Here is a 25447-nt window from a genome sequence, read left to right as displayed (position 1 = left end):
TGACAGTGAACTCCCCGTGAATGTCACTGTTTAGTCCCAAGTGCGGGGGTGGTGCGGGGCACTTGCCGCGGACGGCCGCGCGCGGGTCAGCGCAGCGCGGACCCGGCGCGCCACAACCCCCACGGCATGTTCCAGCCACCGAGGCCGTTGTCCGGGGCGACCGTGCGCTCCGGGGAGTTGTGCACCACCACGGTGTCGCCGACGATCGAGTGGCCGAAGAACCAGCCGGCGGGGGTGTTCGGGCCGCCGCCCTTGATGTCCTTCAGTCCGACGCAGCCATGGCTGGTGTTGACGCCGCCGAAGACCTCGGGCGGCGCCCAGTAGTTGCCGTGCAGGAAGGTCCCCGACCTGGTGAGGCGCATGGCGTGCGGCACGTCCGGGATGTCGTACTCGCCGCCGAAGCCGACGGTGTCGCCGTCCATTCGCGTCATCGAATGGCGCTCCAGGATCACCATCCGCCCGTTGTACGTGGGGTTCTCGTCGTCGCCCGCGGTGACCGGCAGCACCGCCACGACCCGGCCGTTCTGCCGCACGGTCATGGTGTGCCGGGCGGCGTCGATGGTGCTGACCTGGTCCCGGCCCACCCGGTAGCGGACGGTGCGGCGCTGGGTCCCGTAGGCGCCCGGGGCGGCCTTCACCCCGCGCAGCCGCAGCTGCACGGTGATCTCGGTGCCCGGCCGCCAGCGGTCGCGGGGCCGGAAGTCCAGCCGCCGGCGGCCGAACCAGTGGGCGGCGATCTCGACGCCGGGCCGGGCGCTGACCCGGACGGCGCGTTCGACGGCCGCGCGGTCGGCGATCGGCCGGCTGAAGACCATCGAGAAGATCAGGCCGGTGCCCACGGTGGCATCGCGCTGGGGCGAGAAGTGGCCGACGACGTGGCGGGCCGGGGCGGCCGTGGTGAAGGTGGTGTGGCGGGCGAAGCGGCGGCCCGCACCGTCCAGCGCCACCGCGTCGACGGTGTACTTCGCGCCGAGCCGGAGACGCCCGGGGGCGGGCCGCCAGGTCAGGCCGTCCGGCGAGATCCGCCCGGCGACGGGCCGCCGGGCGGCGTCACCGGTCCGGCTGACCGCCACCCGCTCCAGCCGCCCCGCCGGCACCCGGACCTCGAACCGCCCGTCAGCCCGTACGCCGCGCGCGCCGTTGTGCGGGACGACCGTGATCGTGCCTTCCGGGGTGGGCGGTTTGCCGCCGGTGAAGACCTCCGGGTCCGCGCAGCCGGCCAGTGCCGCCGCCCCGGTGAGCCCGGCCAGGACGACGAGGGCGAGACGGGTGCGGCGGGCCGCCCGCGCCGCCGCGCCACGGGCCGCGGGGCGCCCCGACCGGTCCGGCAGCCGGCCCCGCACCCGGGCGCCGCCGCGGCGCTTCGCTCGGTCCCCTGCTCGGTCCTGCTGATGGGCGGTCATATACCGCATTGTGCTGGATGATGCCTGAGTACGGATGTATGCCGCGTAACGGGATGTCATCGACGGAACGGAGCGGTGCGAGGAGCCTCCCACGGGAAGCGTGCGGCAACGCCCGGTTGCGGGAAGAACAACGGGGAGGGCGGACACCTGCACGGCCGGATTCCCCAGCGCACGCTGGTGGACACCGCCATGCCGGGACCCACCGCCCGACCGAGCCATGAGCCGCAGGAGGCGGGCACGTGTCGAGCGCACCCGAGCAGGAGGCAGTGGCGGACGAACCACTCGCCCCACCCGCGGACATCCGTCCCGGCAGCCCCACTCCCCTGGGGGCCCGGTACCGCACCGGCCCCGATGGCACCGCCGGCACCAACTTCGCCCTGTGGGCGGGCGGCGCCGAGGCGGTCGAGCTGTGTCTCTTCGACGACGCGGAGCGCGAGACGCGCCATGCGCTGACCGAGCTCACCCATGAGATCTGGCACGGCTTCCTGCCCGGTGTCCGCCCCGGACAGCGCTACGGCTACCGGGTGCACGGCCGCTGGGACCCCTGGTCCGGCGCCCGCTGGAATCCGGCGAAGCTGCTGCTCGACCCGTACGCCCGAGCCGTGGACGGCGACTTCGGCACCCGTACGGAGGGGTCCGGCACGGGGGCCGCGCTGCCCGCCCAGCTGTACGGGCACGTCCGCGACTGGCCGCAGCAGCAGGTCGCCGACACCGTGCGCGACGACCGGGACTCGGCGCCGTACGTCCCCAAGGGCGTCGTGGTCGGCGACGACACCGGGGGCGAGGGCGGTGCCGACGAATGGCGGGACGACCGCCGGCCCAAGACGCCCTGGCCGGATTCGGTGCTCTACGAGCTGCATGTACGGGGTTTCACGATGCGTCACCCCGGCATCCCGGAGCGGCTACGCGGCACGTACGCCGGGCTGGCGCACCCCGCGGCGCTGGAGCACCTCGTCCGGCTCGGGGTCACCGCCGTCGAACTGCTGCCGGTGCACCAGTTCGCGCACGAGGACCACCTGGTGCGCCGGGGGCTGCGCAACTACTGGGGCTACAACTCCATCGGCTACTTCGCGCCACACGCCGGATACGCCGCCACCGGTACCCGCGGGCAGCAGGTCGGCGAGTTCAAGCGGATGGTGCGGGCGCTGCACGACGCCGGTATCGAGGTGATCCTCGACGTCGTCTACAACCACACCGCGGAGGCCGGTGAACTGGGGCCGACGCTTTCCCTCCGGGGCATCGACAACCGCGGCTACTACCGTCTGGCGGGCGACGCCCGGCGTTATGCCGACTACACCGGCTGCGGCAACACCCTGCATGTCGTCCAGCCCCAGGTACTGCGGCTGATCACCGATTCGCTGCGCTACTGGGTCACCGAAATGGGTGTGGACGGCTTCCGCTTCGACCTGGCGGCCGCGCTGGCCCGTTCCATGCACGACGTCGACATGCTCTCCCCGTTCCTCGCCGTGATCGCCCAGGACCCGGTACTGCGCCGGGTCAAGCTGATCGCCGAGCCCTGGGACGTGGGCAACGGCGGCTACCAGGTCGGCGCCTTCCCGCCGTTGTGGACAGAGTGGAACGACCGCTACCGCGACACCGTCCGGGACTTCTGGCGCGGCGCCCAGCACGATGTCCGCGATCTGGGGTACCGGCTCTCCGGATCGAGCGACCTCTACGCCTGGGGCGGCCGCCGCCCGTACGCCTCGGTCAACTTCATCACCGCACACGACGGCTTCACCCTGCGCGACCTGGTCAGCTACGAGCACAAGCGGAACGCGGACAACGGCGAGGGCAACCGCGACGGCACCCACGACAACCGGTCCTGGAACTGCGGCGCCGAGGGCGAGACCGACGACCGGACCGTCCGCGCGCTGCGCCGGCGCCAGCTGCGCAACCTCCTGACCACCCTGCTGCTGTCGACCGGCGTGCCGATGCTGGTCGCCGGTGACGAGATGGGCCGCACCCAGCACGGCAACAACAACGCCTACTGCCAGGACAACGCGACCAGTTGGCTCGACTGGTCGCTCCTGGAGGACCCGGAGTGGCGCCCGCTGGCCGGTCTCGTCGCCCGGCTCATCGCCCTGCGGCGCGCCCATCCCGTCCTGCGCCGCCGGGCGTTCTTCTCCGGCCGGCCGCATCAGCGGGGCGGTCTGCGCGACCTCGCCTGGTTCACCGCGGACGGGACGGAGATGACCGAACAGGACTGGTACACCCCGGGCGCCACGCTCGGCATGTACCTCTCCGGGAACGACATCTCCCAGCGCGACGCCCGGGGCCTGCGGATCGTCGACGACAGCTTCCTCGCCGTGCTCCACGCCGGCGACCGGCCGCGCCCGTTCACCCTCCCCGGTCCGCCCTGGGCCGGCGGCTACGAACTCCTCGTCGACACCGCGCTGGAGGACCAGCCGGGGGCAGCGGAGGCGCCGTACGCGGCGGGCGCGCCGATCACGCTCGACGGGCGGTCGGTGCTGTTGTTCCGGGCGGTGCCGGACTGAGGCATACGGCGCGGCGGCGCGGGACGGACCGTCGGCCGAAATCCGGGTGAGCGTTGTCAGTGCCGCGCCTTACGCTCGCGAGTGATGGCTGACACCGCGCAGACGACGAACCGGACCGATCCGACCGACTTACCCCGGCGCTCCGCCGTGCGCTCGCTCGTGCGGCTGTGGCCGTTCGCCCGGCCCGTGCGGGCACGGCTGTTCACGGCCGCCTTCGTGGCGGTGCTCGCCTCCTGCGTCAGCCTGGTCATTCCGCTGGTGCTCAAGTGGCTGGTGGACGGGCCCGTGGCGGAGCGCGATCCCGGCGGGGCGTGGCTCGGCGGCGGGTATCTGCTGCTGCTCGGGCTCGCGGAGGCGCTGCTGTTCGGGCTGCGGCGCTGGCTGGTGGCGCGCCCGCTGGCCGGGGTGGAGGCGGCGATGCGCGAGGCGCTCTACCGCCATCTCCAGCGCCTTCCGGTCGCCTTCCACGACCGCTGGTCCTCGGGCCAGTTGTTGTCGCGCGGCACGACCGATCTCCAGACGCTGCGGTTGTTCCTCGCCTTCCCGCTGACCTTTCTGCTGGTCAACGGCGTCACCATCCTGGTGGGCGCGGTGCTGCTGCTGGCCCAGCGGTGGTCGCTGGGGCTGGTGCTGCTGGCGCCGGTGCTGCCGCTGATGGTGCTGTGCTCCGTCTTCGAGGCGAAGTACGGGCGCGCGGCGCGCCGGACCCAGGACCAGCTCGGCGATCTGACGACGGTGGTCGAGGAGTCGGTGCTCGGCATCCGCATCATCAAGGGCTTCGGACGCCATCGCAGCCAGGCCGAGTCCTTCCGGAGGCTGACCCGCGCGCTCCGTACGTCCGAGCTCCGCAAGGCGCGCTTGCTGGCGTGGATCTGGGGGTGCAACACCACCCTGCCGGAGCTCGCGCTCGGCGGCGCGCTGGTGCTCGGCACCCTCCAGGTGGCCGACGGCGCGCTGTCCGCGGGCACCCTGGTCGCCTTCCTGTCCACCGCCCTGGCGCTGCGCTGGCCGGTGGAGTCGATCGGCTTCCTGCTGGCCATGAGCAACGAGGCGGCGGCAGCCACCGACCGGTACTTCGAGGTGCTGGACGTCCCGGCGGTGGATGGAGTGGCGGGGGACGCAGCGGCGCGGGATGGGGCGGCCCGCGGTGCGGCGGCACGGGACGCGGAGGCACGGGACGCGGAGGCACGGGACGCACCGGCCGCGGACGCACGGGCGGCGGACCCACCGATACGGAACGCCCCAATACGGCACACCCCGGCGTCCCCCGCCCCCGGCGGCCTGGTCTTCTCCGGCGTGCAGTTCCGCTACCCGGACGCGCCGGCCGACTCCCCGCCGCTGCTCAAGGACATCACCCTGCACATCCACCCCGGCGAGACGATGGCACTGGTCGGGGCGACCGGCAGCGGCAAGACCACGCTCACGGCGCTGGTGCCGCGGCTGTACGACCCCACCGCGGGCCGGATCAGCCTCGACGGGCGCGATCTGGCGTCCCTCGGCCGGGACGAGGTCCGTGCGCTGGTCGCGATGGCCTTCGAGGAGCCGACGCTCTTCTCGGCGACCGCCGCGGAGAACGTCCTGATGGGCGGCGAGGGCGCCCAGGAGAGCGACCTCCGGCGGGCGTTGGAGGTGGCGCAGGCCGATGGCTTCGTCGACGCCCTTCCCGAGGGCGCGGCCACCCAGGTCGGTGAGCAGGGCCTGAGTCTGTCCGGCGGGCAGCGGCAGCGGCTCGCCCTGGCCCGTGCCGTGGTCGGCCGGCCGCGCTTCCTGATCCTCGACGATCCGCTGTCCGCCCTCGATGTGCACACCGAGGCCCTGGTGGAGGCGGCGCTGCGGCAGGTCCTGGCGTCCACCACCGCCCTGGTCGTCGCCCACCGGCCGTCCACGGTCCTGCTCGCCGACCGGGTGGCCCTGCTGTCCGGCGGCCGGATCACCGCCGTCGGCACCCACCACACACTGCTCCGGGACCACCCCGAGTACGCCACGCTGATGTCCGGCGACGGAGAGGGCGCCCGATGACCACCACCACGACCGGCCGCCCGTCCGACAACCCCGAGGACCGCCCCGGCCCCCGGCCACGGCCCACCCCGGAGCCCCCGGAGCCCGCGGACCTCGCCCCCGACGCGCTCGCCCACGACGCCCTGCCCGCCCCCAAGGGGGCCGCGCGCACCCTCCTCGCCTCCCTGCTGGCCCCGCACCGGCGCCGCGTCGGGCTGGTGGCCGTCGTGCTGCTGCTCCAGCAGGCCGCCGTACAGGCCGGTCCGCTGCTGGTCGCCTACGCGCTCGACCGGGTGGTGCCGGCGCTGCGGGCCGGCGACCACGGGCCGCTGTTCGCCGTGGCGGTGGCGGCGGTGCTGTGCGCGGCGGTGTCCGGTGGGCTCCAGTTCGGCTTCATCGAGCTCAGCGCGCGGGTCAGCCAGGATGTGCTGCTCGATCTGCGCGGCCGGATCTTCCGGCACGGCCAGGCGCTGAGCCTGGACTTCCACGAGCGCTATACGTCCGGCCGGCTGATCTCCCGCGCCACCACCGATGTGGAGGCACTGCGCGAACTCCTCGACGAGGGGCTGCAAGAGCTGATCACGGTCATCCTCTCGTCGGCCTACATCACCGTGATGCTGCTCTGGCTGGACGGCGGCCTGGGTGCCGCCGCCCTCGCCTCCGCCGGGCCGCTCGCCCTCCTCGTCCGCTCCTTCCGGCACCGTTCGCACCGGGCCTATGGCGCGAAGTCCACGGCGATGGCGGCCGTCATCGTGAAGTTCACCGAGACCCTCAACGGCATCCGGCCGGTGCAGGCGTTCCGCCGCGAGCGCCCGAACGACGCCGCCTTCGCCCGGCTGAACCACCAGCACGCCCGGCTCAACGGCGACACGCTCCTGGAGATGGCGCGCTATGTCGTCGCCTCCCGGGTGGTGGCCAATATCGCGGTCGCCGCGATCGTCCTGTGGGGCGCCTACCGCGTGGCCACGGGCGGCCTGGCGCTCGGCGTCCTCGCCGCCGCGGTGCTCTATCTGCGCCGGCTGTACGACCCCATCGACCGGCTCGGGATGTTCCTCAACTCCTATGAGTCCGCGGCCGCTTCGCTCCAGAAGATCGCCGGACTGCTCGCCCGGCGGCCCGGCGTCCCGGAACCGGCCGCATCGGCCACGCTGCCGCCCGTCGTGGCCGGCCGGCCGGGCCGCGAGGTCACCTTCTGCGAGGTCCGCTTCGCCTACCGCACCGGAGGCGAGGTGCTGCCCCGCTTCGATCTGACCCTCGCGGCCGGGTCCACCGTGGCTGTGGTGGGCGCCACCGGCGCCGGCAAGTCGACCCTCGCCAAGCTGCTGGCCCGCTTCTACGACCCCACCGAGGGCCAGGTGCTGCTCGACGGCGTCGATCTGCGCGAGCTGTCCACGGCCGCGCTGCGCCGGGGCGTCGTCATGGTCACCCAGGAAGCGTTCCTGTTCTCCGGGACGGTGGCCGACAACATCGCCCTCGGCCGCCCGGACGCCACCCGCGAGGAGATCGAACGCGCCGCGAAGGCCCTGGGCGCCCATGACTTCATCACCGCGCTGCCGGACGGCTACGACACCGATGTCCGCAAGCGCGGCGGCCGCATCTCCGCAGGCCAGCGCCAACTGGTGGGCTTCGCACGGGCATTGCTCGCCGACCCGGCCGTGCTCATCCTCGACGAGGCCACCAGTTCCCTGGACATACCCGGCGAACGCGCGGTGCAGCGCGCGATGGACACTGTTCTGGAGGGCCGTACGGCCCTGGTGATCGCCCACCGCCTCTCGACCGTCGACATCGCCGACCGGGTCCTGGTCATGGCCGACGGCCGGATCGTCGAGGACGGCCCGCCGGACGAACTCATCGCCGCGCGGGGCCGGTTCGCGCAGCTGCACCAGGCGTGGCGGGACAGCGTGGGGTAGGGCGGCAACAACGACGCGAGGGGGCGCGATGAGGAACGGGACCGAGACCGCACGGGGGCCGGGAATCCCCGACCACCGCAGTGCCGGACGCTATGTGTGGTGGCTGGTGGTCAGCCAGCGGGGGCGGGTGGCGGCGGGCGCCACCTACGGGAGCCTGTGGATGGTCGGGCTGATGCTGCCGCCCTATGTGCTGTCCCGGGCCATCGACGAGGGGCTGGTGCCGGGCCGGATGCCGGTGCTGCTCGGCTGGGTGGCGGTGCTGTTCGGGGTCGGGGTGGCCAATGCCTGGCTGGCGGTCATGCGGCATCGCACCATGACCAGGATCCGCATGGACGCCACCTTCCGTACGGTCCGGGTCCTGGTGGCGCACACCCTGCGGCTGGGGGCCGCGCTGCCCCACAAGGTGACGGCCGGGGAGGTCGTCACGATCGGGATCGGCGATGTCGGGGTGATCAGTCAGACGCTGACGATGACCGGGCCCGGTGTCGGCGGGGTGCTGGCCTATGGGGTCGTCGCCGTGCTGCTGCTGACCGTCTCGCCGCTGCTGGCCGGGGTGGTGCTGCTGGGTGTCCCGCTGCTCGCTCTGCTGGTCGGGCCGTTGCTGGGGCGGTTACAGGGCGCCGAGTCGCGGTACCGCGAGCGGCAGAGCGGGCTGGCGGCCCGGTTGACGGACCTGGTCGGCGGGCTGCGGGTGCTCAACGGCCTGGGCGGCAAGGACGTGTTCGCCGACCGTCACCGGCGCGAGGCGCGGGAGCTGCGGGACGAGGGCTACCGGGTCGGTGCGGTGACGAGCTGGGTGCAGGCCCTCGGGGTCGGCCTGCCGACGCTGTTCCTGGCCGCGGTGACCTGGCTCTCGGCCAGGATGGCGGCACAGGGGACCATCACCGTCGGCGAGTTGGTGGCGGTCTACGGCTACGCGGCGGCGCTGGTGGTGCCGGTCTCGTTCTTCATCGAGGGCGGCTACGACCTCACCCGCGGGCTGGTCGCCGCCCGGCGGGTGGTCCGGTTTCTGCGGCTGGAGCCGGATGCCGCGGAGGGCTCCGGGGACGCGGCCGGGAGCGTGACCGGGAGGGCGGCGGGGGACGCCCCCGAGACCGGGAACGTGGCCGGGGACGCCCCCGAGGCCGCGGCCGTGCTGCGCGATCCGGCGTCCGGCGTCGAGGTGGTGCCCGGTCTGCTGACCGCGCTGGCTGCCGCCCGGCCGGGCGAGTCGGCGGCGGTGGTCGATCGTCTGGGCCGGTTCGCGGATTCGGCCGCCACCTGGGGCGCGGTCCGTCTCGACGCGCTCCCGCTGCCGCGGGTCCGCGACCGGATCCTGGTCGCCGACAACGAAGCCGACCTGTTCGCGGGGACGCTGCGCGAGGTGGTCGGCGGGCGCCGGGACCGGACCGAGGAGGCGATCGACCAGGCGGTCCGGACGGCGCTGGCCGAGGACATCGTCCGCGGGCTGCCGGACGGGCTCGACTCGGCGGTCGAGGCGCAGGGCCGCAATCTCTCCGGTGGGCAGCGGCAGCGGCTGCGGCTGGTGCGGGCGCTGCTGGCCGACCCCGAGGTGCTGCTCGCGGTGGAGCCGACCTCCGCGGTCGACGCGCACACCGAGGCCGGTATCGCGGCCCGGCTGCACCGCGCGCGGGCGGGCCGTACGACCGTCGTCACCAGCACCTCGCCCCTGCTGCTGGACCGGGCCGACCAGGTGTACTTCCTCGTCGGCGGCCGGGTCGCCGCCGCCGGCAGCCATCGTCAACTCCTGGCCGAAAAGCCCGGATACCGCCGCCTGGTGGCCCGCGGCGAGGACGAGGACGACACGGGCGGGGACGGTACGGATGGGGACGGTACGGACGAGGCCGGTACGGGCGGGGCCGGTATGGACGGGAGCGGCGAGGACCTGACCGGCACGGACGGGAGCGGCGAAGACCTGACCGGCACGGACAACGCCACAGCCCCCCGCCCCAACGCCCCCAAGCCCCCCGTGACCCCCATGCCCCCCATGCCCAAGGAGGACGCGTGATGACGGCGACCGCCACCCGGCCCGCACGGTCCGGGGACGCGCTGCCGGGCGGTGCGGCGCTGCCGGTGGCCGATCCGGCCACGACCCGGCGGGCGGCGCTCCGGCTGGTCCGGCGGGACGGCCGGGCCGTCGCCCTGATGCTCGCGCTGAACGCCCTGGCGGCCGTTGCCGGACTGGCCGGCCCCTTGCTGCTCGGCCGGATCGTGGACACGGTGCGGTCCGGCGGCGGCGTGCGCACGGTGGACCGGCTGGCGCTGGTCATCCTGGCGTGCGGGCTGGTGCAGCTGCTGCTGGCGCGCTACGCCCGGTACGTCGGGCACCGCTTCGGCGAGCGGACCGTGGCGCGGGTCCGCGAGCAGTACGTGGAGCGGGCGCTGGCGCTGCCGGCCGCCGTCGTGGAGCGGGCCGGTACCGGCGATCTGACGGCCCGTGGGACGGCCGATGTCACCTCGGTCGCCCGGGCGCTGCGGGACGCCGTGCCGGAGGTGTGCGTCGCCGCGGCACAGGCGCTGCTCCTGCTGGGTGCGGTGGTGGTGCTCGATCCGCTGCTCGGCCTGTGCGGGCTGGGGGTGTTCAGCGGGGTGTTCGCGGTCCGCTGGTATCTGCGCCGGGCGCACGGCGCGTATCTGGCGGAGGGCGCGGCGACCTCGGCGCTCGCCGAGCTGCTGGCGGCCACCGCCGCGGGCGCCCGGACCGTCGAGGCGCTGGGGCTCCAGGAGCGCCGGACGGCGGCGAGCGAGCAGGCCGTCGAGCGCTGCCGCCGCACCCGCACCCGCACGCTGTTCCTGCGCAGTGTGCTGCTGCCGGCCGTGGATGTCGCCTATGTCGTCCCGGTGGTCGCCGTCCTGCTGGCCGGCGGAGTGCTGCACGGGCGGGGCGGGATCAGCCTGGGTGTGGTCATCACCGCGGCGCTGTATCTGCGGCAGCTGTCCGACCCGTTGGCGACGGTCCTGTTCTGGGCCGAGCAACTCCAGAGCAGCGGCGCCGCGTTCGCCCGTGTCGAGGGGCTGGGCCAGGCCCCGCAAACGCGGACGGCCTCCGCGGCCGCCCTCCCGCACCCTGCCGCGGAGTCCTCCCCCGCCCTCCCCGCCGACGACCGCATCGAGGTCACCGCCGTCCACTACACCTACGGGGGCGGGAGCCCGGGCCCCGCCGCGGACCGCGATGTGCTGCACGGTGTGGACCTGACCGTCCGCCCCGGTGAACGCCTCGCCGTGGTCGGCCCCTCGGGCGCCGGAAAGTCCACCCTGGGGCGGCTGCTGGCCGGGATCGACGCGCCGCGGCACGGCTCGGTGACGGTCGGCGGGGTGCCGGTCGCCGCGCTGGATCCGGCCGCGCTGCGCCGCCAGGTCGTCCTCGTCACCCAGGAGCACCATGTGTTCCTGGGCACCCTCCGGGACAACCTCCAGATCGCCGCGCCCGGCGCCGATGACGCCGCGCTGTGTGCCGCACTGGCCGCCGTGGGCGCCGAGTGGACCACGGAGCTGCCGGCCGGCCTGGACACCGAGCTGGGCGCCGGCGGCCATCGCCCCGACGGCTCCCAGTCGCAGCAACTGGCCCTGGCCCGTGTGGTGCTGGCGGATCCGCACACGGTGATCCTGGACGAGGCGACCGCGCTGCTCGATCCGCGGACGGCGCGGCACACCGAACGCGCCCTGGCCGCCGTCCTGACGGGCCGTACGGTCATCGCCATCGCCCACCGTCTGCACACCGCCCATGACGCGGACCGGGTGGCCGTCATGGAGAACGGCCGGCTGACCGAACTCGGCACGCATGACGCCCTGGTGGCGGCGAACGGGGCCTACGCCGGCCTGTGGCGCTCGTGGCACAGCTAGGGGCTGTGCCCCGCAGCGGACGCTCCGTACGGGCGGGCGCGGCCAGTCCCGCCTCGTACGGACGTTCAGCCCTCCGTCCGACTTCCGGACGCCAATTTCGGGCAACGGACGGTTTCCGGCCAATTAGTTGAACGGAGCCTGACAACAAGCCGCCGACGGTGGGACTCTTCCCGGCAACCGCCGCACGGGTCCCCACAGCACCACACCCCGCGGCCGGGAAGTTCCACCCGCACCACTCGCGCCATCCGTTCCACCCGAACACCCAGCACCTCACGTACGTCTCCCCCCACACGCTCCAAGAGTTCTGCCTCGCTCTGCCCGGACGGCCGTTCGCCGCCCGGTCCCCCTCGGCCGCATCGTCATGTGGCGGCCACCGCAGAAGGAGTCAGTGTGAGACGCACCCCCCATGGACGCGCCGTCGCGACCGGCGCACTCGTCGCCGTCACGGCGATGCTGGCCGTCGGCGTTCAGGCCGGTACCGGCACGGCGGCCGCCCCGCGGCCGGGCACCACGCATGCCACCCCCGATCCCGGCGCCCTGCCGGCCAAGCTGTCCCCGTCCCAGCGTGCGGAGCTGATACGGGCAGCCGGCGCCACCACCGCCGAGACCGCGCGGCAGCTGAAGCTCGGCGCGAAGGAGAAGCTGGTCGTCAAGGACGTCTCGAAGGATGTCGACGGCACCGTTCACACCCGCTACGAGCGCACCTACGACGGACTGCCCGTCCTCGGCGGTGACCTCGTGGTGCACGAGAGCAAGGGCGGCACGCTCAAGGGTGTCACCAAGGCCGTGCGCTCCCAGCTGAAGGTCGCGAGCACCACCGCGAAGGTGAAGCCGGCCACGGCCGCGGCGAAGGCCGTCAAGGCGGCGCAGGCCCGCGGTTCGGAGAAGACCGAGGCCGCGAAGGCCCCGCGCAAGGTGGTCTGGGTCGCCGACGGCAAGCCGCTGCTGGCGTACGAGACGGTGGTCGGCGGGCTCCAGGAAGACGGCACCCCCAACCAGCTGCACGTCATCACGGACGCCACGACCGGCGCCAAGATCTTCGAGTACCAGGGGATCAGGACCGGCACCGGCAACAGCGAGTACAGCGGCAAGGTCACCATCGGGACCTCGGGCTCGGCGCCCAACTTCTCGATGACCGACGCCACCCGCGGCGGCCACAAGACGTATGACCTCAAGCACGGCTCGTCCGGCACCGGTTCGCTGTTCACCGACGCCGACGACACCTGGGGCGACGGCACCCCGCAGAACGCCCAGACGGCCGGTGTGGACGCGGCCTACGGCGCCCAGGAGACCTGGGACTACTACAAGAACGTGCACGGCCGCAGCGGCATCAAGGGCGACGGCGTCGGCGCCTACTCCCGGGTCCACTACGGCAACAGCTACGTCAACGCCTTCTGGGACGACGGCTGCTTCTGCATGACGTACGGCGACGGCAGTGGCAACAACTCCCCGCTGACCGCCATCGACGTGGCCGGCCACGAGATGTCGCACGGTGTCACCGCGGCCACCGCCGACCTCACCTACAGCGGTGAGTCCGGCGGCCTCAACGAGGCGACCTCCGACATCTTCGGTACGGCGGTGGAGTTCTACGCCAACAACACCTCCGACCCCGGTGACTACCTCATCGGCGAGAAGATCGACATCAATGGCGACGGCACCCCGCTGCGCTACATGGACAAGCCGTCCAAGGACGGTGCGTCGGCCGACTACTGGTCGAGCAACGTCGGCAACAAGGACGTGCACTACTCGTCCGGTGTCGCCAACCACTTCTTCTACCTGCTGTCCGAGGGCAGCGGCCCGAAGGACATCGGCGGCGTCCACTACGACAGCCCGACCTTCGACAATCTGCCGGTCCCGGGCATCGGCCGGGCCAACGCCGAGAAGGTCTGGTTCAAGGCACTCAGCCAGTACATGAGCGCCAACACCAACTACGCGGCCGCCCGCACCGCCACCCTCAAGGCCGCCGCCGACCTGTTCGGTGAGGGCAGCGCCTCGTACAACACGGTCGCCAACACCTGGGCGGCGGTCAACGTCGGCGCCCGCGTCCCCGACGGCGGCGGCGTCACCGTCACCAACCCGGGCAACCAGACCAGCACCGTGGGCCAGGCGGCGAGCCTCCAGATCAAGGCGAGCAGCGGCACCGCGGGCGCACTGTCGTACGCGGCGACCGGGCTGCCCGCCGGGCTGTCGCTCAACGCGACCACGGGTCTGATCTCCGGTACGCCGACCACGGCCGCGACCAGCAATGTGACGGTCACGGTCACCGACGCCGCGAAGAAGACCGGCACCACCGCCTTCACCTGGACGGTCAACGCGGCCGGCGGCGGCAATGTCTTCGAGAACGCCGACGATGTGCAGATCCCGGACGCGGGCTCGGCGGTCACCTCGCCGATCAACGTCGGCCGCAGCGGCAACGCGCCGAGCACGCTGAAGGTCGCGGTGGACATCGTGCACACCTACCGCGGTGACCTGGTCGTGGACCTGGTCGCCCCGGACGGCACGGCCTACCGGCTGAAGAACGCCAGCGCGTTCGACTCGGCGGCCAACGTGAAGACCACGTACACCGTCAACGCCTCCTCGGAGAAGGCCAGCGGCACCTGGAAGCTGCGGGTCCAGGACGTCTACTCCCAGGACACGGGTTACATCAACGGCTGGAAGATGACCTTCTGACAGGGAGCCGTCACTCAGCGGTCACTCAGGTGTGACATAGGCGGGTCACAGATCTCGCCACCGCACAACTGACACACACGGCACGCGCGTTGGGCGTCGTCCCCTGATATCCGGGGGCGGCGCCCAGCTCCGTTATGCGAACGGCGCGTCCCTCTCTACGGACAATTTTCAGCCAATCCCCGAACACCCTCCTGACATGCACGCGTTCGAATGGCAGTCTTCCCGAACGCACGTCACACCCGCATCGCTTTGCACCCCCACCACTTGGCAAAGTTGAAGGAGCACGCGTGACCCCCCGCATATCCCGTAAGACCCGTGTTGTCGGTACCTCGATCGCCGTTGCCGCCCTCGTGGCCGCCGGCATCACCGCTGGTACCGCCGGCGCCTCCCCCGCCCAGACCCCCACCGCGGACGGTTCGCCCCTCAAGCTCACCGCCTCGCACCGCGCGGAACTGCTGCGCGACGCGAGCGCGACCAAGGCGCAGACCGCCAAGGAACTGGGCCTGGGCGCGCAGGAGAAGCTGGTCGTCAAGGACGTCATCAAGGACGCTGACGGCACCACGCACACCCGCTACGACCGCACCTACGCCGGCCTGCCGGTGCTGGGCGGCGACCTGATCGTGCACACCGCCAAGGGCGGCGCGGTCAAGAGCACCACCAAGTCGACCGAGAAGTCGGTCAAGGTGGCCTCCACCACGGCGAAGATCGCCCCGACCGCCGCCGCGACGTCGGCCCAGGGCACCGCGGTGAAGTCGCTCAGCGCGAAGAAGGCCGACGCGCAGGCGCCCAAGAAGGTCGTCTGGGCCGCCTCCGGCACCCCGACTCTCGCCTACGACACCGTCGTCAAGGGCGTGAAGAAGGACGGCACCCCGAGCCGGATGCACGTCATCACCGACGCCAACAGCGGCAAGAAGCTCTTCCAGTACGACGAGATCCGTACCGGCAAGGGCGAGAGCGAGTACAGCGGCAGCGTCGAGCTGGGCACCTCCAAGGAGGGCAACGGCTTCACGCTGACCGACAAGGAGCGCGGTGGTCACAAGACCACCAACCTCGAGAACAGCGAGTCCGGTGACGGCAAGGCGTTCACGGACGAGGACGACAAGTGGGGCACCGGCAAGCCGGACAACCCGCAGACCGCCGCCGTCGACGCCCACTACGGCGCGGGCGTGACCTGGGACTACTACAAGCAGGTGCACGGCCGCAGCGGCATCAAGGGTGACGGCAAGGGTGCCTCGTCCCGCGTGCACTACGGCAAGAGCTACGTCAACGCCTTCTGGGACGACAGCTGCTTCTGCATGACGTACGGCGACGGCGAGGGCGACAAGGCCCCGCTGACCGCGCTGGACGTCGCGGCGCACGAGATGTCGCACGGTGTCACCTCCGCCACCGCCAACCTCACCTACAGCGGTGAGTCCGGCGGCCTCAACGAGGGCACCTCGGACATCTTCGGGACCTCGGCCGAGTTCTTCGCCAAGAGCGAGAAGGACCCGGGCGACTACCTCATCGGCGAGAAGATCGACATCAACGGTGACGGTACCCCGCTGCGCTACATGGACAAGCCGTCCAAGGACGGTCAGTCGCAGGACAACTGGGACTCCAAGACCGGTGACCTGGACCCGCACTACTCCTCGGGTGTCGCCAACCACTTCTTCTACCTGCTGTCCGAGGGCAGCGGCCCGAAGGAGATCGGTGGCGTCAAGTACGACAGCCCGACGGCGGACGGCAAGAAGGTCGAGGGCATCGGCCGGGACAAGGCCGAGAAGATCTGGTTCAAGGCCCTGACCGAGTACATGACCTCGAACACCGACTACAAGGCCGCCCGTGAGGCGACCGTCAAGGCCGCCACCGACCTGTACAAGGCCGGCAGCGCCGAGGTCAAGGGCGTCGAGGCCGCTTGGACCGGTGTCGCCGTCAAGTGACGCAACGTGCGGGAACGTGCTGATCGTCCCGGGGTGAAGTGACCCCGGCGCGGGCGGTGTCCGGAGATCCTCCGGGCACCGCCTTCGCGCGCGTCGGGGGCGGGAGTTCAGCCGCCCGGCCCGTTCTCCTTCCGCGCCCGGGCCCGGCTGTAGCTCCATACGCCCGCGCCCACCAGCACCGCCGCCCCGGCCCCGTACAGCGGCAGCCAGAGGGTCGTCGTGGCCGACAGGCAGTCGGCGACGGCCACATGACTGCGGTCCTGCTGCGCGCGGGTCAGCGCGGGCCGGTCGCGCCCGCTCAGCTGCGCCAGCTCCGCCGCCGTCCGGAGGCTCTCGTATCTGCCCAGTTCACCGCACCCGCTGCGGGTCCCCTCCATCGGGAACAGCCACGCCCAGCGCTGGAGCATCGGCGCCAGGGTGATCGCGATGCACAGTCCGACGGTCAGCGCGAACGCGACCAGTTTCCGCAGATACGCGGTGCGCAGGCCGGGCGTCCAGGCCGGCAGTGCGTAGAAGGAGCAGACCACCGCGAGCAGTGTCACCCCGACGTAGGTGGCGAACCACTGCCAGGAGCCCTGCGCGAGCGCGGCCGTCAGCACGGCGGCGAGGGCGATGCCGATGACCCCGGCTTCACCGCCGGTGGCCTGGCCGGCGCCGGGGCGTGCCGGTTCCCGGGTGCCGTGCGGGCTGGGCTGGTTCATGGGCCTCTCCTGCGGGTCGGAGGGCCTCAGCATCCGGCACCCCGCACCGTCGGCCCCGGCACCGTGCCGGACGGGCCCGGGAGCCCGCCCGGTTGGGGGAGAACGCACCCCGCGGCAGCACGGCCGGGCAGGCCGGTGGGCCGTTGCCGCCGCTTAGTCTGACGGTTTGACTCCTCCCCCAGCTAAAGCAGGGGGATTCCTGGCTCACGTCGCCTGCGGCCCGGCGGGCCGACAGGTCTTACACGATCAGCACCAGCCGGGGTGAAGACCAGCCCGGACGAGCATCACACGGGCGGAGTTCTTGTCTCTGGGCGAGACCACTCCGCACGCGGTGCACGTATACGTTCTTTCTGAGAGAGGCAGCGCGTGCTTGGTTCTCGCTCCGCACTGCGCACAGTCCATCGTGGTGTGCGCGGGATGTACCAGATGCACGGCCCGCCCGTGCTTGCGGGCCATCTCGGCCAACGCGGTCTTGGTGGCGCCGATCGCGGCATCAGCGGCCTTACGGGCCATCGAGGACTTGGCAAGGAACTTCGGCCTGAAGTCCTCCACCGCCAACGCATCATGGTCACGGACAACGCGCTTGGCCCACTTACGGGCAGTGTCCTGACGCTGCCGGGCCACCTTCTTGTGGAGCTTCGCGGTCTGCCGCTTCGCTTCGCGGTACCCCTTCGACGCAGCCTGTCCCTTTGCGGGTTTGCGGCGGGCCATCATCCGCTGATACTTCGCAAGGCGCTGGGCGGCGCTCTTCCCGTACTGCGGATGGGGAAGGTCGTGGTCGTCGCTGGTGGTGGCCGCGGTCTCCGTAACGCCCCAGTCGATCCCGATCACCCGCCCAGTGACGGGCAGATCCTCGGGCACGGTGGGGACGACGAAGGAGGCGTACCAGGCGCCGGTACTGTCGCGGTACACACGCACCGAGGACGGCGGCTCGGGCAGGTCCCGCGACCACACCACCCGCACCACGGTGCCGCCCGCGAGGTGCAGGCGGCCATCCTTGAGACGGAAGCCCCGCCTGGTGTATTCGAGGGTGGGAAGCGCGTCACGCTTCCTCTTGTACTTCGGCATCCCCGCCCGCTGCCGCATCGGCAACCGGGCCCTGATGTCCTTGAGCGCTTTGGCGCGGGACTTGCCGAAGTCGCGGACCAACTGCTGCTGCGGAACGCATGCGCCTTCACGCAGCCACTCAGTACGGGCGCGGGCCTCGGTCAGCATCGCGGCGAGCTCCACTGGCCCGCACGTCCGCTTCTCCGCCCCGACAGGACGGGTCCTGTTCCAAGCACCCACCTGCCTGGACTTGGCCACACACTCATTCCACAACCACCGGCACCGGTCCCACTCCGCTTCCAGTGCAGCCCGGGCCGTGGACGACACACGAAGCCGGTAGGCAAACCGGGCATGCCCGCCACCCGCTGCCTTCGCTTCCGCCGCCATGAACAGCAACCTACCCAGGGGGACTGACAGTTGAGAGCTCCTGACCCATGTTCGCCGCCTCGCCACCGTTGCGGATGGACACCCCCCCCGCCCTGACGGCGAATCGGCTTTCTCTGCCCCGCTCACGCGGGAGCTTCATTTCCTCACCCAGCTGAAGCCGGGCGTATCCACGAAGGAAACACGATGACTGAGTCCCGCGGCGGCCCGCCCGTCAGCCGTACCAGGGTCCTGCTCGCCGACGACGAGCCCTTGATGCGGGCCGGGGTGCGCGCGATCCTCGGCACGGCGCCCGATATCGAGGTCGTCGCGGAGGCCGCCGACGGCCGCGAGACGATCGACCAGGCGCTGCGGCACCGGCCCGATGTCTGTCTGCTGGACATCCGGATGCCGCGGCTGGACGGCCTCGGCGTCGCCGCGGAGCTGGCCAGGGCGCTGCCCGCCACCGCCGTGGTGATGCTGACGACGTTCTCCGAGGACGAGTACATCGCCGGCGCCCTCGGCTCGGGCGCGGCCGGCTTTCTGCTCAAGTCCGGCGATCCGCGGGAGCTGATCGCCGGGGTCCGGGCCGTCGCCGAGGGCGGCTCCTGTCTCTCGCCGTCCGTCGCCCGGCGCGTCATCTCGCATCTGGGAGGCGGGCAGTTGGGCCGCGGTGCGGCCGCCCGCGCCCGGGTCGCCGAGCTGACCGGGCGGGAGCGCGAGGTGCTCGGGCTGGTCGGCGCCGGGCTGTCCAACGCGGAGATCGCCCAGCGGCTGTTCCTGGTCGAGGGCACGGTCAAGGCGCATGTCAGCGCGATCCTCGCCCGGCTGGGTTTCCGGAACCGTGTCCAGGCGGCGATCCTCGCGTACGAGGCGGGTCTGGTCCCGGCGTCATGACGCCGTGGCAGCGCCCGGACGCCCGGTGGCTGCGCGCCCACGCCCCCGGGCTGGGACTGTGGCTCGCGCTGTGCGGTCCGGCGGCGCTCGTCGTCGGCTCCCTCGACGGCGCCCAGCGGTGGGCCACCGCGGCCGCCTTCCCGCTGCTCGGCGTCTGTGTGCTGGTGCGCCGGCGCAGTCCGCTGACGGCGCTGGCGCTGCCGGTCGCGCCGAGCCTGGTGATCTCGCTGGATCTGTTCACCACCGGCTACTGCGCCGCGCTGGCGGCGTTCGGCTATCTGGCCGGGGTCCGGCTGCCCCGGGCCCGTCCGGCGTTGTGGTTCTTCTCCGCCGTGGCGGCCGGCGGGTTGCCGTTGGCCGCGGTGGTGGGCCGCACGGTGTGGCCGTGGTTCTCGCTGCTGTTGACGCTGCTGCTCAATGGGGTGCTGCCGTGGCTGCTGGGCCGCTACCGCCGGCAGTACTCCGAACTCGCCCGTACCGGCTGGCAGCTCGCCGAGCGGATGGAGCGCGAACAGCAGGCCGTCGCCGACCGCACCCGGCTGCGCGAACGCGCCCGGATCGCCGGCGACATGCATGACTCCCTCGGCCATGACCTGGCCCTGATCGCCCTGCGGGCCGGGGCGCTGGAAGTCGATCCGCGGCTGGACGCGGACCGGCAGGCGGCGGCCGGTGAGCTGCGGGCCGCGGCCGGGACGGCGACCGAACGGCTGCGGGAGATCATCGGCGTGCTGCGCACCGATGACGAGAGCGCGCCCCGGGCACCGGCGGACGAGAGCGTGGCGCGGCTGGTGGACCGGGCGCGGGCGTCCGGGATGACGGTGACCCTGGAGCAGGCGGACGACACCGGGACCGGCACGCTTCCGGCCATGACCGGACACGCCCTGCACCGCGTCGTCCAGGAGTCGCTGACCAATGCAGCCAAACACGCCCCCGGCGCGGCCGTCCGGGTGCGGATCGGACGGGCCGCCGGGCAGGTGCAGGTCACGGTGGCCAACTCCGCGGGAACGGCCGGTCCGGGGGCCGGGCCGGTGTCCGGCGGCAGCGGGCTGGTGGGGCTGGACGAGCGGGTACGGCTGGCGGGCGGCGCGCTGCGGGCCGGCCCCGCCCCGGAGGGCGGCTTCACGGTCTCGGCCCGGCTGCCGACCGCCGCCGGCGCCCGCCCGGAATCCCTGGCCCGTCCCGAACCCACCGCGGCCCAGCGGGAGTTGGCGCACGCCCAGCGGCAGGTGCGGCGCCGGCTCCGGCAGATGGTGGCGGCCCCGGTGGCGCTGCTGGCGGCCCTGGTGGTGCTGAGCACCATCTACCACCTGGTCAGCCCGTCCTGGACGGTGCTGGAGCGGGAGCGCTACACGGCGCTGCACCTCGGCGCCGACCGCTCCCGGGTGGAGACCCTGCTGCCGTTCTTCGCCCTGGACGCCCCACCGGACGGCACCCCGCCGCCCCCGCACGACTGGACCTGCGTCTACTACAGCGTCCGCCCCGGCTCCGACTCCGCCTACGAGCTCTGTTTCACCGACGACGAGCGGCTGGTCAAGAAGAGTGTGGTGCACCGCCGGGACCGTTAGGGCGGGTCGCGCTGGCGCCATGCCCGTACGGCCACCGACCGGCCCCGCCGGACCGGTCCCGCCGGAGCCGAACCCGCAGACCGGCGCCCTCAACTCGCCCCCGCCGCAGGTGCCTTCCCCCGCCCGGACTCCGCTCCGGCGCCTCTTACCGCCCCGTCCGCCGATATGGCTGATTCCACCCCCTCATGCGCTCTTGTACGGACTCCCTCCTGGAGAGAGGCTGCGGTGTGGCGCCGATGGGCCCCGGCGCGGCACCGGACATCCGCACACCGCAACTCCGCTGTGATCAGACCGAGTTGAGGAGGCGAACGCCGACCGTGTCAGCGCAGTGCCGCAGTCGCCCGCGCGCGAGCCGGAAGGTGTCCGCCGGGTCATGGCGGGCGCGCGGGGACCGGCCGGTGCGGCCCCGTCCAACCGGACGTCCCGGTCGTCGCCCAGGGCAGGGTTCCCCGGGCCCACCCGGCACCCGTATGACCCACCCGCGCAGGATCCGTCGGGGAACCACCGACCGGGGACCGGGAGAGCACCGACCCGCCCCGCCGTGCCATCCGCCAGCCGAGTGAAAGCGGACAGGAGCCCCCATGCCCGCAGCCGGTCCGCCTGCCGTAAAGCGGATACAAAGGACAAAACCCAGCAAAAGCACCACAAGCCCAGGTGAGCCCATGATCGGTCGTATTCCTGTTCTGGACATCCGCCCGCAGATCGATTGCGGCCGCCGCCCGGCGAAGGCCGTGGTGGGTGAGACCTTCGAGGTCTCGGCCACCGTCTTCCGTGAAGGGCATGACGCCGTCGCGGCGAATGTGGTGCTGCGCAATCCGGCCGGGCGCTGCGGCCCCTGGACGCCGATGCACGAGCAGGCACCCGGCTCCGACCGGTGGAGCGCCGAGGTCACCCCCGGCATCGAGGGCCGCTGGACGTTCACCGTCGAGGGCTGGTCCGATCCGGTCACCACCTGGCGGCGGCATGCCGCCATCAAGATTCCGGCGGGGATCGACACCGAGCTGATGCTCGCCGAGGGTGCCGAACTCCATGAGCGGGCGGCGGCCGAGGTCCCCAAGAGCGACGGGCGCGAGGCGGTGCTCGCCGCCGTGGACGCGCTGCGGGACGCCGGGCTGTCCGCCGCGACCCGGCTGGCCGCGGCGCTCGCCCCCCAGGTCACCGCGGCGCTGGCCCGCCATCCGCTGCGCGAACTGCTCACCGTCTCGCGTCCGATGCCGCTGGTCGTCGAGCGCCGGCGGGCCCTGTTCGGCTCGTGGTACGAACTCTTCCCGCGCTCCGAGGGCGCCACTGTCACCCCGGACGGCACGGCCGTCAGCGGCACCCTGCGCACCGCCGCCGACCGGCTGCCGGCCGTCGCCGCCATGGGCTTCGACGTGGTCTATCTCCCGCCCGTCCACCCCATCGGCACCGCCTTCCGCAAGGGCCCCAACAATGCGCTCACGGCCGGCCCGGACGATGTCGGCTCCCCCTGGGCCATCGGCTCACCGGCCGGCGGCCATGACGCCCTCCACCCGGACCTGGGCACCTTCGACGACTTCGCACACTTCGTCCGCACCGCCCGTGACCTGCGGATGGAGGTGGCCCTGGACTTCGCGCTCCAGTGCTCCCCGGACCACCCCTGGGTCACCCTGCACCCCCAGTGGTTCCACCACCGCGCGGACGGCTCGATCGCCTACGCCGAGAACCCGCCGAAGAAGTACCAGGACATCTACCCGCTCGCCTTCGACACCGACTTCCGCGGGCTGATCCGCGAGACCGAACGCGTGCTGCGCTTCTGGATGGCCAAGGGCGTACGGATCTTCCGGGTGGACAATCCCCACACCAAGCCGGTGGCCTTCTGGGAGAAGGTGATCGGCGACATCAACCGCACCGATCCGGACGTGCTCTTCCTCGCCGAGGCGTTCACCCGCCCGGCCATGCTGCACACCCTCGCCGAGATCGGCTTCCACCAGTCGTACACCTACTTCACCTGGCGCAACACCAAACAGGAGCTGACCGACTACCTCACCGAACTGACCGGCGAGAGCGCCTCCTACCTGCGGCCGAATTTCTTTGTGAACACCCCGGACATCCTGCACGCCTACCTCCAGGAGGGCGGCCGCCCCGCCTTCGAGGTACGCGCCGTACTGGCCGCCACCCTGTCCCCCACCTGGGGCGTCTACGCCGGATATGAGCTCTGCGAGTCGACGCCGGTACGCCGCGGCAGCGAGGAGTACCTGGACTCGGAGAAGTACCAACTCAGGCCGCGCGACTGGGATGCGGCGGCCAGGGAGGGACGCACCCTCGCCCCCCTGATCACCACGCTCAACCGCATCCGCCGCCGGCACCCTGCCCTTCAGCAGCTGCGCAATCTGCACTTCCACCACGTCGACAACGAGGCCGTCCTCGCCTACTCCAAGCGCGAGGGGCACGGCGACCGGGCCGACACGGTGCTCACGGTGGTCAACCTCGACCCGCACCACACCCACGAGGCGACGGTGTCGTTGGACATGCCGGAACTCGGCCTCGGCCGGCACGAGTCCTTTCCGGTGCGCGACGAGCTCACCGGCGACACCTACCACTGGGGCAGGGACAACTATGTGCGCCTGGAGCCGGGCCGCTCACTCGCGCCCGCCCATGTGCTGTCGCTGCGACCGTCCTCACCGATCGGAGGGTCACCCAATTGATCGTCAATGAGCCTGTCCCCGACACATTCGAGGACACCCCGGCGAAGGACCGCGATCCCGACTGGTTCAAACGGGCCGTTTTCTACGAAGTCCTGGTGCGCTCCTTCCAGGACAGCAACGGCGACGGCATCGGCGACCTCAAGGGCATCACGGCCAAGCTCGACTATCTGCAATGGCTGGGGGTGGACTGCCTCTGGCTGCCGCCGTTCTTCAAATCCCCGCTGCGGGACGGCGGTTACGATGTCGCCGACTACACCGCGGTGCTCCCCGAATTCGGCGACCTGGCCGATTTCGTGGAATTCGTGGACGCCGCACACCATCGCGGTATGCGGGTCATCATCGACATGGTGATGAACCACACCAGCGATCAGCACCCGTGGTTCCAGGAATCGCGCACCGACCCCGAGGGGCCGTACGGCGACTATTACGTCTGGGCCGACGACGACAAGCAGTACGCCGACGCCCGCATCATCTTCGTCGACACCGAGGCCTCCAACTGGACCTTCGACCCGGTCCGCAAGCAGTACTACTGGCACCGCTTCTTCTCCCACCAGCCGGATCTCAACTATGAGAACCCGGCGGTGCAGGAAGAGATGATCTCCGCCCTGCGCTTCTGGCTGGACCTGGGGATCGACGGCTTCCGGCTGGACGCGGTGCCGTATCTCTACGCCGAGGAGGGCACCAACTGCGAGAACCTGCCGGCCTCGCATGCCTTCCTCAAGCGGGTCCGCGCGGAAATCGACGCACACTACCCGGACACCGTGCTGCTGGCCGAGGCCAATCAATGGCCGGAGGATGTCGTCGACTACTTCGGCGATTACGGCGTCGGCGGCGACGAATGCCATATGGCCTTCCACTTCCCGGTCATGCCGCGCATCTTCATGGCGGTCCGCCGCGAATCGCGCTATCCGGTCTCGGAAATCCTCGCCAAGACCCCGGCGATCCCGTCCGGCTGCCAGTGGGGCATCTTCCTGCGCAACCACGACGAGCTGACCCTCGAAATGGTCACGGACGAAGAGCGCGACTACATGTACGCGGAGTACGCCAAGGACCCGCGTATGCGGGCCAACATCGGCATTCGCCGGCGACTGGCCCCGCTGCTCGACAACGACCGCAATCAGATCGAGCTCTTCACCGCCCTGCTGCTGTCCCTGCCGGGTTCGCCGATCCTCTATTACGGCGACGAGATCGGCATGGGCGACAACATCTGGCTCGGCGACCGGGACGCGGTGCGCACCCCGATGCAGTGGACGCCGGACCGCAACGCCGGTTTCTCCTCCTGCGACCCGGGCCGGCTCTTCCTGCCGACCATCATGGACCCCGTCTACGGCTACCAGGTCACCAATGTCGAGGCCGCGATGAGTTCGCCCTCCTCGCTGCTGCACTGGACCCGGCGGATGATCGAGATCCGTAAGCAGAATCCGGCGTTCGGGCTCGGCAGCTACACCGAGCTGTCCTCCACGAACCCGGCGGTGCTGGCCTTCCTCCGGGAGGCACCGGGCACCGGCGGCGCGGACGACGACCTGGTGCTGTGCGTGCACAACTTCTCGCGCTTCGCCCAGCCCACGGAGCTGGATCTGCGGTCGTTCAGCGGCCGCCATCCGGTGGAACTCATCGGCGGGGTCCGCTTCCCGGCCATCGGGGAGCTGCCGTATCTGCTGACCCTCGCGGGCCACGGGTTCTACTGGTTCCGGCTGCGCAGGAACGCAGGTCAGCCGGTGCCCTGACCGGGCGCGGGCGCCGGAAGGACGCCCGTACGCGGCCATCTGGCACGTACGGGCGTTTTTTGACCTTTCGCTCGGGCAGTCTCCCTACTACCGCACGGGCCGGGTGAGCCATCGTCGGTCCCCCCGGCTCGGGAGGGGCCCGCCGCGCAGCGGAAAGCGCACGCCGGAAGACCGCTGCCGTACGGACGCTCCCGCCCGCTCGGTCGGGTCCGCGAGGTCCCGTCGTCCGCCGCGCGCCGGACG

Annotated in this window: 13 protein-coding genes and 1 pseudogene; 11 read left to right on the top strand and 3 right to left on the bottom strand. The window is 72.0% G+C overall.

Annotation, left to right across the window (positions count from 1 at the left end):
• Window positions 1–86: 86 nt before the first annotated feature.
• Entirely contained in the window at window positions 87–1403 is a 1317-nt protein-coding gene (locus AC3EUV_RS18180; RefSeq protein WP_432141973.1) for a L,D-transpeptidase, read from the bottom strand.
• A gap of 239 nt (window positions 1404–1642) precedes the next feature.
• Here AC3EUV_RS18180 and glgX point away from each other — a divergent pair, with 239 nt between their 5' ends.
• The 7 genes from glgX to AC3EUV_RS18145 all read left to right on the top strand — a co-directional run bounded on the left by glgX (window position 1643) and on the right by AC3EUV_RS18145 (window position 16238).
• A complete protein-coding gene (glgX, locus tag AC3EUV_RS18175) occupies window positions 1643–3898 on the top strand; it encodes a glycogen debranching protein GlgX (RefSeq protein ID WP_435603345.1) in 2256 nt (751 codons plus the stop codon).
• An 84-nt stretch (window positions 3899–3982) separates the two neighbouring features.
• The gene (locus AC3EUV_RS18170; protein ID WP_432141971.1) at window positions 3983–5917 is read left to right on the top strand and encodes an ABC transporter ATP-binding protein; all 1935 of its coding nucleotides are present in this window, start codon (window positions 3983–3985) and stop codon (window positions 5915–5917) included.
• Window positions 5914–7806 carry an ABC transporter ATP-binding protein gene (locus AC3EUV_RS18165; RefSeq protein WP_435603344.1) on the top strand — a complete coding sequence of 631 codons (1893 nt, stop codon included), beginning with the start codon at window positions 5914–5916 and terminating at the stop codon, window positions 7804–7806. The genes AC3EUV_RS18170 and AC3EUV_RS18165 overlap by 4 nt, the downstream gene beginning before the upstream one ends.
• Window positions 7807–7834: 28 nt before the next feature.
• On the top strand, window positions 7835–9814 hold the full coding sequence (locus tag AC3EUV_RS18160) for an ABC transporter ATP-binding protein (RefSeq protein WP_435603343.1): 1980 nt from the start codon (window positions 7835–7837) through the stop codon (window positions 9812–9814).
• Window positions 9814–11649, top strand: coding sequence for an ABC transporter ATP-binding protein (locus tag AC3EUV_RS18155; RefSeq protein ID WP_432141968.1), 1836 nt, complete (start codon window positions 9814–9816; stop codon window positions 11647–11649). The genes AC3EUV_RS18160 and AC3EUV_RS18155 overlap by 1 nt, the downstream gene beginning before the upstream one ends.
• Window positions 11650–12039: 390 nt before the next feature.
• On the top strand, window positions 12040–14319 hold the full coding sequence (locus AC3EUV_RS18150; protein ID WP_432141967.1) for a M4 family metallopeptidase: 2280 nt from the start codon (window positions 12040–12042) through the stop codon (window positions 14317–14319).
• Window positions 14320–14606: 287 nt separating this feature from the next.
• The gene (locus AC3EUV_RS18145; protein ID WP_432141966.1) at window positions 14607–16238 is read left to right on the top strand and encodes a M4 family metallopeptidase; all 1632 of its coding nucleotides are present in this window, start codon (window positions 14607–14609) and stop codon (window positions 16236–16238) included.
• Window positions 16239–16345: 107 nt separating this feature from the next.
• On the opposite strand, the gene AC3EUV_RS18140 is transcribed toward AC3EUV_RS18145, so the two are convergent.
• On the bottom strand, window positions 16346–16939 hold the full coding sequence (locus tag AC3EUV_RS18140) for a hypothetical protein (RefSeq protein WP_435603342.1): 594 nt from the start codon (window positions 16937–16939) through the stop codon (window positions 16346–16348).
• Between the two features lie 182 nt (window positions 16940–17121).
• Window positions 17122–18373, bottom strand: a pseudogene (locus AC3EUV_RS18135) (RNA-guided endonuclease InsQ/TnpB family protein).
• Between the two features lie 183 nt (window positions 18374–18556).
• Between AC3EUV_RS18135 and AC3EUV_RS18130 the strand changes: the two are divergent.
• From AC3EUV_RS18130 to treS, 4 genes are all read left to right on the top strand, one after another.
• Entirely contained in the window at window positions 18557–19246 is a 690-nt protein-coding gene (locus AC3EUV_RS18130; RefSeq protein WP_432141964.1) for a response regulator, read from the top strand.
• Window positions 19243–20811 (top strand): sensor histidine kinase, encoded by a 1569-nt coding sequence (locus AC3EUV_RS18125; RefSeq protein ID WP_435603341.1) that lies wholly within the window; start codon window positions 19243–19245, stop codon window positions 20809–20811. The genes AC3EUV_RS18130 and AC3EUV_RS18125 overlap by 4 nt, the downstream gene beginning before the upstream one ends.
• Window positions 20812–21473: 662 nt before the next feature.
• Window positions 21474–23477 (top strand): alpha-1,4-glucan--maltose-1-phosphate maltosyltransferase, encoded by a 2004-nt coding sequence (locus tag AC3EUV_RS18120; RefSeq protein WP_432141962.1) that lies wholly within the window; start codon window positions 21474–21476, stop codon window positions 23475–23477.
• On the top strand, window positions 23474–25204 hold the full coding sequence (treS, locus tag AC3EUV_RS18115) for a maltose alpha-D-glucosyltransferase (RefSeq protein WP_432141961.1): 1731 nt from the start codon (window positions 23474–23476) through the stop codon (window positions 25202–25204). The genes AC3EUV_RS18120 and treS overlap by 4 nt, the downstream gene beginning before the upstream one ends.
• The last annotated feature ends 243 nt before the right edge of the window (window positions 25205–25447 follow it).

The sequence above is a fragment of the Streptomyces sp. bgisy130 genome (genome assembly GCF_057708345.1).
This window is presented reverse-complemented; position numbering and strand designations above follow the sequence as displayed.